The sequence below is a fragment of the Streptomyces seoulensis genome (genome assembly GCF_022846655.1).
Lineage (GTDB): Bacteria > Actinomycetota > Actinomycetes > Streptomycetales > Streptomycetaceae > Streptomyces.
On sequence record NZ_AP025667.1, the window covers coordinates 624,463 to 637,596 of the forward strand.

Genomic DNA, 13,134 nt, shown 5'->3' on the forward strand with positions numbered 1-13,134 from the left:
CGACGTGAAGTCTCTTGAAGCTGAGTATCTTGACATCAAGAGAATTCGTCGGGAGGGTGGCTGCCATGACGACACCCGCCTGGGACCCCGCCCAGTACCTCCGTCACTCCGGCCACCGGCTGCGCCCGTTCACGGACCTGCTGGCCCGCGTCCCCGCCCTGCCCGCCGAGCGGCCCCGGATCGCCGACCTCGGCTGCGGCCCGGGCAACGCCACCGCCCTGCTCGCCGAACGCTGGCCCGCCGCGCGGATCACCGGCTACGACAACTCGCCCGAGATGCTGGAGCGCGCCCGCGCCGGGTATGAAGGGGACCGACTGGACTTCGCCTTCGCCGACGCCCGCACCTGGACGCCCGGGGAACCGCACGACCTGATCCTCACCAACGCCACCCTCCAGTGGGTGCCGGGCCATCTCGACCGGTTCGCGGACTGGACCGCCGCGCTGAAGCCGGGCGGCGCCTTCGCCCTCCAGGTGCCGGACAACACCGACGCCCCGCTGCACGCCCTGATGCGCGAACTGGCCGCCACGCCCCGCTGGGCCTCCCGGCTGGCCGACATCCTGCGCGCCCCCGACTCCGTCCACACCCCCGGCGCCTACCTGGACCGCCTGGCCCGCCTCGGCCTGGCCACCGACGTCTGGCAGACCACGTACCAGCACGTCCTGACCGGCGAGGATCCCGTCCTCGACTGGGTCAAGGGCACCGGCCTCCGCCCCGCCCTGACCGCCCTCGCGGACGACCCCGAGGCCAGGGACGCCTTCGTCACCGAATACCGCGACCTGCTCCGCAAGGCGTACCCGACAACCCCCTACGGCACGGTCCTCCCCTTCCGCCGCCTGTTCGCGGTGGCGGTCAAGGGGGCCTGAGCCGTGCTGCTCGCGATCGACCACGTCCAGCTCGCGGCGCCGCCCGGCACGCAGGACGCGCTGCGCGCCTTCTACGGCGGGGTGCTCGGCATGACCGAGGTGCCCGAGCCGCCGGCCCTGGCCGCGCGCGGCGGCTGCTGGTTCCGGGCGGGCGGGGTCCGGCTCCACCTGGGTGTCGAGACCGGCTTCCGCCCCGCGCGCAAAGCGCACCCCGGACTGCTGGTCACGGACATCGACGCCTGCGCCGCCCGGCTGGCCGCGCACGGCGCGCCGGTTGAATGGGACGGCGGGCTCCCCGGCCACCGCCGCTTCCACTCCGAGGACCCGGTCGGCAACCGCCTGGAGTTCCTGGCGCCGGACGCCTAGTTCTTGCGGTGCCCTATCAGCCGGGGCTTCTGTTCCAGGCCGTCCAGGCCGTGCCAGGCGAGGTTGACCAGGTGGGCGGCCACCTCGGCCTTCTTGGGGCGACGGACGTCCAGCCACCACTGGCCGGTCAGGGCGACCATGCCGACCAGGGCCTGGGCGTAGAGCGGGGCGAGCTTGGAGTCGAAGCCGCGGCTCTTGAACTCGCGGCCCAGGATGTCCTCCACCTGGGTGGCGATGTCGGAGATAAGCGAGGCGAAGGAACCGGTGGACTGCGGGATGGGGGAGTCGCGGACGAGGATGCGGAAACCGTCCGTGTACTCCTCGATGTAGTCCAGCAGTGCGAACGCGGCCTGCTCGCACAGCTCACGGGGATGGCCGGCGGTCAGCGAGCCGGTGACCATGTCCAGCAGGCACCGCATCTCCCGGTCCACCACGACCGCGTACAGCCCCTCCTTGCCGCCGAAGTGCTCGTACACCACCGGCTTGGAGACCCCGGCCTTGGCCGCGATCTCCTCCACCGACGTGCCCTCGAAGCCCTTCGCCGCGAACAGGGTCCGGCCGATCTCCAGCAACTGCTGGCGGCGCTCCGCACCGGTCATACGGGTCCGGCGGGTCCGCCGCGTCTTGTCGTTGCTCGAGGTGCTGCTGGAGTCGGTGGCCACGCCGTCAATCATGCCGCCTTCGCGGCAGCCTTCCCGCGCCGGGAGGAACCGTCGTCGTCGGTGCGGCGCGAATCGATACGCGAGCGTGACGGCCACCGCACGTCATAGGCCCAGCCGAGCTTCTCGAACCAGCGGATGATCCGGGCCGAGGAATCGATCTGCCCGCGCTCCACACCGTGCCGCGCGGAGGTCGGGTCGGCGTGGTGCAGGTTGTGCCAGGACTCGCCGCAGGACAGCACCGCCAGCCACCACACGTTTCCCGAACGGTCGCGGGACCTGAAGGGGCGCTTGCCCACCGCGTGGCAGATGGAGTTGATCGACCACGTCACGTGGTGCAGCAGGGCGACCCGGACGAGCGAACCCCAGAAGAACCCGGTGAAGGCGCCCCACCAGGACATCGTCGCCAGACCGCCGATCAGCGGGGGCAGCAGCAGCGAGACGAGCGTCCACAGCGCGAACTGGCGGGAGATCGCCCGCATGTCCGGGTCCCGGACCAGGTCCGGCGCGTACTTCTCCTGCGGGGTCTGCTCCTCGTCGAACATCCAGGCGATGTGGGCCCACCACAGGCCCTTCATCAGCGCCGGCAGCGTCTCCCCGAACCGCCACGGCGAGTGGGGGTCGCCCTCGGCGTCGGAGAACTTGTGGTGCCTGCGGTGGTCGGCGACCCAGCGCACCAGCGGACCCTCCACCGCCATCGACCCCATGATCGCCAGCGCGATCCTGAGCGGCCGCTTGGCCTTGAAGGAGCCGTGGGTGAAGTAGCGGTGGAAGCCGATCGTGATGCCGTGGCAGCCCAGGAAGTAGAAGAACACCAGCAGGCCCAGGTCGAGCCAGCTCACCCCCCAGCCCCACACCAGCGGCACCGCCGCCAGCAGGGCCAGGAAGGGCACGACGATGAACACGAGCAGCGCGATCTGCTCGATCGAGCGCTTCTGTTCGCCGCCCAGCGTGGCGGACGCGCCGTCCGTCTGGGCTTTGTCGATCACATCGGAACTACTGGAGGTCATGCGCGTCCCCTGTGGGGTCGAGGGCGTGGTCGTGACGTTGCCGGACAGGTGTGGAACGGACGGTACGTCCCTACGGTTCCGTAACCTACGGCGTCGTAAGTATGGCAGCGTGTCGGTCGGCGGCAAGAGCCCGACAACCTGCGCGTCCGCCGGGCCACCTATCCTTGGAACCGGTCGGACAGCGCGGTCCGCTCTGTTTACTTCCCGGACGTTCCGGCCGGTATGCGGCGTTTTGCCGTGTGATGGATGGGTGTCCGGGTTCCCTCCCGGATGAGCTTCAACACCGCAAGGAGCCGCACCTGTGAGCAGTGTCGACGACCAGACCACCACCAACGGCCAAGCGCTGCGCGCCGACATCCGGCGCCTGGGCGACCTCCTGGGCGAGACCCTCGTCCGCCAGGAGGGCCCCGAGCTGCTGGAGCTGGTCGAGAAGGTCCGCAGTCTCACCCGCGAGGACGGAGAGGCCGCGGCCGAGCTGCTGCGCGGCACCGAGCTGGAGACCGCCGCCAAGCTGGTGCGCGCCTTCTCCACCTACTTCCACCTCGCCAACGTCACCGAGCAGGTGCACCGCGGCCGTGAGCTGCGCGCCCGCCGGGCGGCCGAGGGCGGTCTGCTCTCCCGCACCGCCGACCGGCTCAAGGACGCCGACCCCGAGCACCTGCGCGAGACGGTCCGCAACCTGAACGTGCGCCCGGTGTTCACCGCCCACCCCACCGAGGCCGCCCGCCGCTCGGTCCTCAACAAGCTGCGCCGGATCGCCGAGCTGCTGGACACCCCCGTCCTCGACTCCGACCGCCGTCGCCACGACGTCCGGCTCGCCGAGAACATCGACCTCGTCTGGCAGACCGACGAACTGCGCGTGGTCCGCCCGGAGCCCACCGACGAGGCCCGCAACGCCATCTACTACCTCGACGAGCTGCACGCCGACGCCGTGGGCGACGTCCTGGAGGACCTCACCGCCGAGCTGGAGCGGGTCGGCGTGACCCTGCCCGCCGACACCCGCCCGCTGACCTTCGGCACCTGGATCGGCGGTGACCGCGACGGCAACCCCAATGTCACCCCGCAGGTCACCTGGGACGTGCTGATCCTCCAGCACGAGCACGGCATCAACGACGCGCTGGAGATGATCGACCAGCTCCGCGGCCTGCTCTCCAACTCCATCCGCTACGCGGGCGCCACCCAGGAACTCCTGGACTCCCTGGAGGCCGACCTGGAGCGGCTGCCGGAGATCAGCCCCCGCTACAAGCGGCTCAACGCCGAGGAGCCCTACCGGCTCAAGGCCACCGCGATCCGCCAGAAGCTGGAGAACACCAAGCAGCGCCTGGCCCGCAACATCCCGCACGAGGAAGGCCGCGACTACCTCGGCACCGCCGAGCTCCTCGCCGACCTGAGGATCATCCAGACCTCCCTGCGCGAGCACCGCGGCGCCCTCTTCGCCGACGGCCGCATCGACCGCGTCATCCGCACCCTGGCCGCCTTCGGTCTCCAGCTCGCCACCATGGACGTCCGCGAGCACGCCGACGCCCACCACCACGCCCTCGGCCAGCTCTTCGACCGGCTCGGCGAGGAGTCCTGGCGCTACGCCGACATGCCCCGCGAGTACCGCGCCAAGCTGCTCGCCAAGGAACTGCGCTCCCGCCGCCCGCTCGCCCCGAGCCCGGCCCCGGTCGACGCGGCCGCCGCCAAGACGCTGGGCGTCTTCCAGACCGTCAAGCGGGCCCTGGAGGTCTTCGGACCCGAGGTCATCGAGTCGTACATCATCTCCATGTGCCAGGGCGCCGACGACGTGTTCGCCGCGACCGTGCTGGCACGCGAGGCCGGACTGCTCGACCTGCACGCCGGCTGGGCGAAGATCGGCATCGTGCCGCTGCTGGAGACCACCGACGAGCTGAAGGCCGCCGACACCATCCTGGAGGACATGCTCTCCGACCCGTCCTACCGGCGCCTGGTCGCGCTGCGCGGGGACGTGCAGGAGGTCATGCTCGGCTACTCCGACTCCTCCAAGTTCGGCGGCATCACCACCAGCCAGTGGGAGATCCACCGCGCCCAGCGCCGGCTGCGCGACGTCGCCCACCGCTACGGCGTCCGGCTGCGCCTCTTCCACGGCCGCGGCGGCACCGTCGGCCGTGGCGGCGGCCCCTCGCACGACGCGATCCTCGCGCAGCCCTGGGGCACCCTGGAGGGCGAGATCAAGGTGACCGAGCAGGGTGAGGTCATCTCCGACAAGTACCTGATCCCCTCCCTGGCGCGGGAGAACCTGGAGCTGACGGTCGCCGCCACCCTCCAGGCGTCCGCCCTGCACACCGCCCCCCGCCAGTCCGACGAGGCGCTCGCCCGCTGGGACGCGGCCATGGACGTCGTCTCCGACGCCGCCCACTCCGCCTACCGCCGCCTGGTCGAGGACCCCGACCTGCCGACGTACTTCCTCGCCTCCACGCCGGTCGACCAGCTCGCCGACCTGCACCTGGGCTCGCGGCCCTCCCGCCGCCCCGGCTCGGGCGTCTCGCTCGACGGCCTGCGCGCCATCCCGTGGGTGTTCGGCTGGACCCAGTCCCGGCAGATCGTGCCCGGCTGGTTCGGCGTCGGCTCCGGCCTCAAGGCCCTGCGCGAGGCGGGCCTGCGGCAGGAAGGGGACACCGTGCTCGGCGAGATGCACGAACAGTGGCACTTCTTCCGGAACTTCATCTCCAACGTCGAGATGACCCTCGCCAAGACCGACCTGCGCATCGCCCAGCACTACGTCGACACCCTCGTCCCCGACGAGCTGAAGCACGTCTTCGACACCATCAAGGCCGAGCACGAGCTGACCGTCGCCGAGGTGCTGCGCATCACCGGCGAGAAGGAACTCCTCGACGCCCAGCCCGAGTTGCGGCAGACCCTCGGCATCCGCGACGCCTACCTGGACCCGATCTCCTACCTCCAGGTGGCCCTGCTCAAGCGCCAGCGCGACGCGGCCGCCGCCGGGCAGGAGCCCGACCCGACGCTGGGCCGCGCCCTGCTGCTCACCGTCAACGGTGTCGCCGCGGGCCTGCGCAACACCGGCTGACCCGAAGCCCGTACGAGCGGTGCCCCCGGAGCGAGACGGCTCCGGGGGCACCGTTCGTACCGGGGCTCAGGACAGTACGAAGGCCGCCGTCAGCAGGGCCGCGCCCGCGCCCGCCAGCACCCAGGCCAGGCGGGTCAGCCGCATGCCGCCCGCGACCACCACCGAGGCCAGCAGCAGCGCCCCGCCCAGCGGCAGCCAGGCCAGCAGGACGCCCGCGATACCCGCGCGCACCGCGTGGTTCGTACCGGGTTCGATGACGACGTCGTAGCTGTGGTCCTCGCGCACCGCCACCGACCGGTCGATCTCCACCGACTTCCGCGTCTCGGCGCCCGGCGACAGCGGCTCGAAGGTGCCGCCGCAGCGCTCCGGCAGACAGTCCGTCACCGTCAGCGTGCCGCGCTCGCGGCCCTTGGGGAGCATCGCGTGCTGGGCGGTGCCCCAGGACCCCCACACCCCGGCGAACAGGATCAGCGCGGCGAACGCGCCCATGACCACGGTCCGCCCGAACCGGACGGCGGACCCCGGACGCGCGGAACTCGCGGAGGCAGGCATGGCCCGGATCATTGGCCATACCTCTACGGCGGGTCAACTCGGGTGGGGTGCCGGGCGACGGACACGTCCCGAAACGCGTCCCTCCCCGCCCCGGACGCCGGGACAGAACCCGCACGAGAGGGCCGTTCAGGGGACAACTTGCCTAAGATGAAAGGCAGGTGAACCCACGCGGTACGAGGGACATTCGGGGGAGAGCGATGAGTGCGCTGCTGTTCGTCCATGGCACCGGGGTCCGGCAACCCGCCTACGACGAGACCCTGGAACTGCTCCGCACCGCACTGGCCCGGATCGCCCCCGGCGCCCCGGTCCACGACTGCTACTGGGGCGACACCTTCGGCGTCCCGGCGAACGCCGGCACCGCCGCCCTGCCCGCCGCCCAGCCCGGCGCCCCCGTTCCCGGCCCCGGCCTTCCGCCCCTGCCCGGCGCCCAGCCCGGCGCCCCCGTTCCCGGCCCCGGCCTTCCGGCCGACGACCCCGCCCCGGAGGAGGAACTCACCTCCGAGGACCGCCAGGCCGTCGTCTGGGGCGCCCTCTACGACGACCCGCTCGCCGTACTGCGCCGCCCCGAGGACGACGGACAGGGCCTCGGCGCCCCCGCGTTCGGCGACCGCTCCGGACCCGAGGTCGGACACCGCGCCCGCGCCCTGGCCGAGGACCCGCCCGAGCGGCTCACCGCGCTCCTCGACCTCGCCGGAGGCCCTGCCGCCTTCCGCGCCTCCCTGAGCGCCGTCCTCGACAGCGGACCCGGCCGCGACGCCCTCACCCACGGCCTCGGCCCCGGCCAACTGCCCCAGGCCGTCGCCACCGCCACCGTCGCCCACCTCCTCGGCGGCGCCCTGCGCCGGGGCACCCCCGTGCTGTGGACCACCGACCAGCGCGACGAGGCCGTACGCGTCGTCACCGGCGAACTCGGCGGCCAGGCACGCGGGATCGGCCTCGGCGTCCTCGTGCTGCACGGCTGGGCCGCCCACCGCTTCGGCGTCATGCGCGCCGTGGAGAAGCGGCGCGCATGGCTGATGACCCGCATCCACCCCCAGGCCGGCGACATCCTCAAGTACCTCGCCCGGGGCGCCGCCCTGCGCGCGTTCATCAAGGACCGCGTCACCGCCGTCGCCCGCGAACACGGCCCCGTGACCCTCCTCGCGCACAGCCTCGGCGGCATCGCCGCCGTCGACCTGCTCGCCCAGGAGGAACTGCCCGGCGTACGCCACCTGGTCACCGTCGGCTCCCAGGCCGCCCACCTGCACGAGATCGGCGCCCTGCCCGGCCTCGACCCCGGCAAGCCGCTGCCCGAACACTTCCCCGCCTGGACCAACGTCTACGACGCCCGCGACCTGCTCGGCTTCCCCGCCGAACCCGTCTTCCCGGCCCGCGTCACCGACCTCGAACTCAGCAGCGGCCAGCCCTTCCCCGCCGCCCACAGCGGCTACTTCCCCAACCCCGAGGTCCACCGCCTGCTCGGCCGCCTCCTCGGGGCATGACCGGCACCCTCGAAGGCGTCGACCCACGCGCCACGTACGCGATCCTCGTCGGCATCGAGAAGTACGAGAACGACGCCTACCTGCCCACGCTGCACGAGAGCCCGGCCGCCGACGCCCTCGCCCACGCCACCTGGCTGCGCGCCAGTGGCGTCCCCGCCGACCAGATCCGGCTGTGCCTGTCGGTGGAGGACGCCCGCCGGGAGAGCGTCGAGGCCGAGGCCGCCGCGCTCGGCATCGAGGTGCGCGGCGCCACCCAGGCCGACATCTGGGCCGTCCTCGCCGACGAACTCCCCACCTGGAAGGGCGACCTGCTCTGGCTGGCCTGGAGCGGCCACGGCGCCCTCGACCCCGGCACCGGCGAGCAGTACCTCTTCTACGCGGACGCCGTCCGCTTCCGCGAGTACACCCTCGCCACCGAGAACCTCCAGGACACCCTGCTGCACAACCCGCTCTACGCCGGCATCCCCCGCACGGTCCTCCTCGTCGACGCCTGCCGCCAGTACCTGCCCGGCTTCACCGGCGCCGGCGGCACCCGCTTCCCCGCCCCCACCCAGCACAGCGCGGGCTCGCGGCTGATGAGCCTGTACGCCACCCAGAACGGCGCCACCGCCTCCAACGGCCGCTCCGGCCGCGGCGGCGCCTTCACCGGCGCCCTCCTCGCCGAACTCGCCGCCGCCCCCGCCTGGCCCCCCGACCCGCAGACCCTCATCGAACCCGTCCGCGCCCGCCTCACCGCCGACCGCACCCGCCAGACCCCCTACCTCGACGCCCGCCACTGGAACGGCGACCGCCGCGGCTGGGGCCGCACCACCCCGCGCCACGCCGCCGTCCTCACCCACGACCAGGCCCTGCACCGCATCGGCCGCAAGGGCCGCTACCTCAGCGACGACCACCTCCCCTACGTCGCCCCCGAGGACCCCCGGCACCCCGCCGCCCCCGCCAACCTCCTCGACCGGCTCGCCGACCCGCCCACCACCGAGTTCGGCGAACCCGTACGCGGCGTCCTGCTCACCGCGCCCTGGGGCGCCGGCAAGACCCGCACCTGCCTGGAGACCGCCAAACTCGCCCAGGAACACGGCTGGCACGTCCTGCACATCGCCCAGCCCGAAGGCCGCACCGGCGCCACCCGCCTCCTCGTCGACGACCTCCTCGCCGAGATCCGCGAGGACACCGAGGACGACCCCGAACGCCGCATCCTCCTCGTCTTCGACTACCTCGACAGCCAGCGCTACCTCGATCTGCGCACCCTCGCCGACGCCCTCGGCGCCGAGGACCCCGACGGCAGCCGCATCGCCTGCCTCGCCTCCGTACGCCCCGGCGCCCTCGACCTCGTCCACCAGCGCGGCTCCCAGGAACTCTTCGAGGAGACCCCGCTCGCCACCGACGACCTCGACCAACGGGCCGTCGCCGCCCGCATCTTCGAACGCGTCGCCCCCGACGCCCTCAAGGCCTGGGGCCACGCCCGCATGGCCCGCGCCTGCGGCACCCGGCCCGTCCTCGCCCTGCTGCACGCCCTCGCCGTCGAGAAGAACCTGCAGAGACTCCTCACCGAAGGCGACACCGCCCCCGGCGACCAGCGCTTCGAACCCACCGCCGCCCGCTCCGAGACCCTGCTGCGCTGGCTCCACCGCCGCACCGGAGAAGGACTGACCGCCGCCGACGGCGACCCCAGGGAGGAACGCGCCCTGCTCCTCGCCGTCACCGTCGCCGCCCTCGCCTGCACCCAGCCCCGTGACGCCGTCGAGACCGCCGTCGACCGCTGCCTGACCAGCACCGGCACAGACTTCGACGACGGCCAGAGCGTCGTCAACCGGCTCGTCGCGCTGGGCTGGCTGCTCCCCACCACCGACCTGCCGGACTCGGTGGAACTCATGCACGACATCGTCGCCGAGGCGTTCCTCCAGCAGACCTGCCTGCCCCGCGCCGTCGCGCTGCACGCCGCCTCACTGACCCAGCTCCTCGACACCTTCCTCGGCGACCTCCCCTCCTTCCGCCGCGCCGTCGAACACATCGGCCGCTGGGCCAAGGAACTCGAACCCGACCGGCAGCGCGAACTCGTCCGCGCCTGCGCCACCTGGACCGCCGACCGCGCACCCGCCCTCGTCGACATGCTCGTCACCGACCCCCACGACGGCATGCGCGCCCTGACCGCCATGGTCTCCGACACCCCCTGGCGGCACGGCGTCACCGCCGCCTGGGACACCGTCGTCACCCCCTGGATGGAGCGCGCCGGAGACCCCGCCCTCGTCCGCACCTTCCTCACCGACGCCGTCCGCAACACCCTGCAGCCCACGCAGAGCCTCCTCGACTGCGCCCGGACCTGGCTCGACGCGCACATCACCACCGCGCCGGACTCCCTCGCCCTCATCAACGTCCTCGCCCGCGTCCCCGACCTCCCCGACGGCCACCGCGACGACCTCGACCGGCTCACCCTCACCTGGCTCGGCGAACACGGCGACACCCCCGATGCCCGCGACCGGCTGGTCGCCCTGCTCCAGCACGAAGGCCACGGCCCCACCGTCGAAGCCGCCGCCCGGCGCACCGCCATCGCCCTCGCCCACCGCCTGCGCGACGACCTCGGCACCGGCGAACTCCTCACCGTCCTCACCCACACCACCGGCGCCGACGCCGAGGGCTGGCCCGTCCTCACCGAGTCCCTCCACGACTGGCTACGCCGCCACACCACCCGCGAACGCGCCGTCTCTCTGTACGTCGTCGCCCTGCGCCACCCCGGCCTGCCCGCCAGCAAGGCCGAACACCTCGCCAAGCTGGGCATCCGCTGGCTCGGCGGCCACGGCCGCAAGTCCGTCGCCGGACGCCTCCTGACCGTCCTGCTCGACCGCTCCGGCATCCCCGACCGTCAGATCGCCGACGCCACCCACCACGCCCACACCTGGCTCCAGGACCACGGCACCCGCAAAGGCGCCTCCTTCGTCCTCGCCCGCCTCCTCAACCAGGCCCGCACCGGCACCCCCGTCGCCCCCGACCACACCGTCGCCCACACCCTGAACTGGCTCGACCGCTACGCCGACGACACCGCGGCCGACTACGTCCTGCGCCTCGCCCTGCGCATCCCGGCCACCGCCACCGCCGACCTGAGCGCCGACGTGGCCGCCGCCCGCACCTTCGAACACGCCCTGACCTGGCTCGACCGCCACGGCGCCGGCTCCGCCGACACCCAGGTCCTCGTCTACCTCCTCCAGCGCGTACCGGAACTGACGGAACACCAGCTCAAGCACGTCACCGCCATGGCCCTGCGCCGGCTGAGGCGCCCCCAGCCCCCCGAACCCAGCGACCGCTACCTGCTCCAGCACCTCCTCAGACGCGAAGAGCAGCCCCCCGAGACCGAGGAACTGCTCCACACCGCCGCCCTGGCCTGGCTCGACCTCCACGGCGAGAGCGCCGAAGCCGCCTACGTGCTGCCCTCACTCACGGGCCGCGCCCGCTACCTCGAGCGCCCGGACGACCTCGCCGAAGCCGTCGAACGCGCCCTCGACTGGCTCGGCCTCCACCACACCGTCGACACCGCCGGCCGCGTCCTGCGGGTCCTGCTCATGTGTCAGGGCGTCACCACCGCCACCCGCGACGCCGCCACCGTCGCCCACCAGTCCTTCGAGTACACCCTCGCCTGGTACGACGCCCAGGAGGTCCCCGAGGAGCCCGGCGCCCTGGCCCACCTGCTCCAGCCCCTGCACAGCGTCGCCCCCCGCGCCGGCGAACTCACCCCCGAACAGGCCGAACGCGCCGCCCGCCACGTCATCACCTGCTTCCGCGGCCAGCACCGCGACCCCGACACCGAGGAATGGCGCTACGCCCTCGACGGCGCCCTGAAATTCCCACCCCTGGAACCCGACACCGAGGCCGGACTCGTCCGCACCGCGAAGAAGTGGCTCGGCCACCGCCACGACCGCCTCGTCCTGACCGACACCTTCACCCTCGCCCCCCTGCTCAGCAGAGTCCGCGAAGCCCCCGAACCCGACGGCGCCATCCTCCGCGTCACCCTCGGCTGGCTCAAGCGCTTCGGCCGCAGCCCCGAAGCCACCTTCCTCCTGCACCACCTGCTCAAGACGACGGCGCTGCCCGGCGAAACCCTCGACATCGCCCTCGGCCACGCCGTGATCTGGCTGCGCGCCCACGGCACCATCCCCGGCGCCTCCTACATCCTCGCGCCCGTCCTCACCCACCTGAAGGAACGCGGCGGCCCGGACCGGGGCACCGTCGACCGCGCCCTGGACTGGCTGCGCGCCCACCCCCGGCTCGACGAACACCCGCAGATCGGCGAGAGCACCTGGCGGGTCCTCAGCACCCTCGCCGCGCACCCCGCCTCCGCGCCCCACCACCCGGAACTTCGCGAACGCGCCCTCGTCTGGATCGCCGCCAACCCCGGCGCCCCCAAGCGCAACGTCGTGCTCGCCGCCCTCCTCGGCCTGGAGCACACCCCCGAGGACGACGCACCCGAGGATGACGCCCCCGAGGACGACGCCTGCGAGGACGACGCCCCCGACGCTACGAGTTGTACGCCGACTGAGCCCGCTCCAGCCCCTCGATGACCAGACACTCCACCGCGTCCGCAGTCCGGTCCACCAAGTAGTCCAGCTCCTTGCGCTCCGCCGACGCGAAGTCCTTCAGCACGAAGTCCGCCACCTGCATCCGCCCCGGCGGCCGGCCGATCCCGAACCGCACCCGGTGATAGTCCGCGCCCATCGCCTTCGTCATCGACTTCAGCCCGTTGTGCCCGTTGTCACCGCCGCCCAGCTTCAGCCGCAGCGCCCCGTAGTCGACGTCCAGTTCGTCATGGACCGCCACCACCTGGGACAGCGGCACCCTGTAGAAGTCCCGCAGGGCGTTCACCGGGCCGCCCGACAGATTCATGTACGACATCGGCTTCGCCAGGATCACCCGCCGGTTGGCGGGGCCCACCGGACCGATCCGGCCCTCCAGCACCTGCGCCTGCGCCTTGCCCGACCGCTTGAACTTCCCGCCGATCCGCTCCGCGAGCAGATCCACCGCCATGAAACCGACGTTGTGCCGGTTCATCGCGTACTCCGGCCCCGGATTACCGAGTCCGACCACCAGCCAAGGGGCGTTTTCGGGGGTGCTCACGACCACGTCTCCTCACGTGCGACAGCCGCCGCTCCCCCGACGGGGGAGCAGCGG

General features: G+C 72.7%; 9 protein-coding genes. 5 read left to right on the plus strand and 4 right to left on the minus strand.

What is annotated here, in order from left to right:
- Window positions 1-65 precede the first annotated feature (65 nt).
- Together HEK131_RS02995 and HEK131_RS03000 are read left to right on the plus strand one after the other, a co-directional pair.
- Complete coding sequence (locus tag HEK131_RS02995) at window positions 66-863, plus strand: trans-aconitate 2-methyltransferase (protein ID WP_244333571.1); 798 nt, start codon at window positions 66-68, stop codon at window positions 861-863.
- 3 nt (window positions 864-866) lie between these two features.
- Window positions 867-1,229 carry a VOC family protein gene (locus HEK131_RS03000; RefSeq protein WP_244333572.1) on the plus strand — a complete coding sequence of 121 codons (363 nt, stop codon included), beginning with the start codon at window positions 867-869 and terminating at the stop codon, window positions 1,227-1,229.
- Here the strand turns inward: HEK131_RS03000 and HEK131_RS03005 are convergent.
- Together HEK131_RS03005 and HEK131_RS03010 are read right to left on the minus strand one after the other, a co-directional pair.
- The gene (locus HEK131_RS03005; protein ID WP_161146734.1) at window positions 1,226-1,903 is read right to left on the minus strand and encodes a TetR/AcrR family transcriptional regulator; all 678 of its coding nucleotides are present in this window, start codon (window positions 1,901-1,903) and stop codon (window positions 1,226-1,228) included. The two genes, HEK131_RS03000 and HEK131_RS03005, sit on opposite strands and share 4 nt — an antisense overlap.
- Window positions 1,900-2,898, minus strand: coding sequence for an acyl-CoA desaturase (locus HEK131_RS03010; protein ID WP_217461202.1), 999 nt, complete (start codon window positions 2,896-2,898; stop codon window positions 1,900-1,902). The genes HEK131_RS03005 and HEK131_RS03010 overlap by 4 nt, the downstream gene beginning before the upstream one ends.
- A 301-nt stretch (window positions 2,899-3,199) precedes the next feature.
- On the opposite strand from HEK131_RS03010, the gene ppc reads away from it, so the two are divergent.
- The gene (ppc, locus tag HEK131_RS03015) at window positions 3,200-5,944 is read left to right on the plus strand and encodes a phosphoenolpyruvate carboxylase (protein ID WP_244333573.1); all 2,745 of its coding nucleotides are present in this window, start codon (window positions 3,200-3,202) and stop codon (window positions 5,942-5,944) included.
- A gap of 66 nt (window positions 5,945-6,010) precedes the next feature.
- Here ppc and HEK131_RS03020 read toward each other — a convergent pair whose 3' ends face one another.
- Window positions 6,011-6,496: a hypothetical protein gene (locus HEK131_RS03020; protein WP_244333574.1), complete on the minus strand. Its 486-nt coding sequence runs from the start codon at window positions 6,494-6,496 to the stop codon at window positions 6,011-6,013.
- A 197-nt stretch (window positions 6,497-6,693) separates the two neighbouring features.
- Between HEK131_RS03020 and HEK131_RS03025 the strand changes: the two genes are divergently transcribed.
- Both HEK131_RS03025 and HEK131_RS30105 read left to right on the plus strand, forming a co-directional pair.
- Window positions 6,694-7,977: a hypothetical protein gene (locus HEK131_RS03025; protein ID WP_244452182.1), complete on the plus strand. Its 1,284-nt coding sequence runs from the start codon at window positions 6,694-6,696 to the stop codon at window positions 7,975-7,977.
- Window positions 7,974-12,527 (plus strand): caspase family protein, encoded by a 4,554-nt coding sequence (locus tag HEK131_RS30105; protein WP_279614241.1) that lies wholly within the window; start codon window positions 7,974-7,976, stop codon window positions 12,525-12,527. The genes HEK131_RS03025 and HEK131_RS30105 overlap by 4 nt, the downstream gene beginning before the upstream one ends.
- Here HEK131_RS30105 and pth read toward each other — a convergent pair.
- Entirely contained in the window at window positions 12,484-13,086 is a 603-nt protein-coding gene (pth, locus tag HEK131_RS03035; RefSeq protein ID WP_244333575.1) for an aminoacyl-tRNA hydrolase, read from the minus strand. The two genes, HEK131_RS30105 and pth, sit on opposite strands and share 44 nt — an antisense overlap.
- Window positions 13,087-13,134 lie beyond the last annotated feature (48 nt).

Bases quoted from the DNA above. Each gene is read 5' to 3' on its own strand.
- HEK131_RS03005 (WP_161146734.1), bottom strand. From the start codon at position 1,903: ATGATTGACGGCGTGGCCACCGACTCCAGCAGCACCTCGAGCAACGAC.
- HEK131_RS03025 (WP_244452182.1), top strand. From the start codon at position 6,694: ATGAGTGCGCTGCTGTTCGTCCATGGCACCGGGGTCCGGCAACCCGCC.
- HEK131_RS03020 (WP_244333574.1), bottom strand. From the start codon at position 6,496: ATGCCTGCCTCCGCGAGTTCCGCGCGTCCGGGGTCCGCCGTCCGGTTC.
- HEK131_RS02995 (WP_244333571.1), top strand. From the start codon at position 66: ATGACGACACCCGCCTGGGACCCCGCCCAGTACCTCCGTCACTCCGGC.
- HEK131_RS03010 (WP_217461202.1), bottom strand. From the start codon at position 2,898: ATGACCTCCAGTAGTTCCGATGTGATCGACAAAGCCCAGACGGACGGC.
- HEK131_RS30105 (WP_279614241.1), top strand. From the start codon at position 7,974: ATGACCGGCACCCTCGAAGGCGTCGACCCACGCGCCACGTACGCGATC.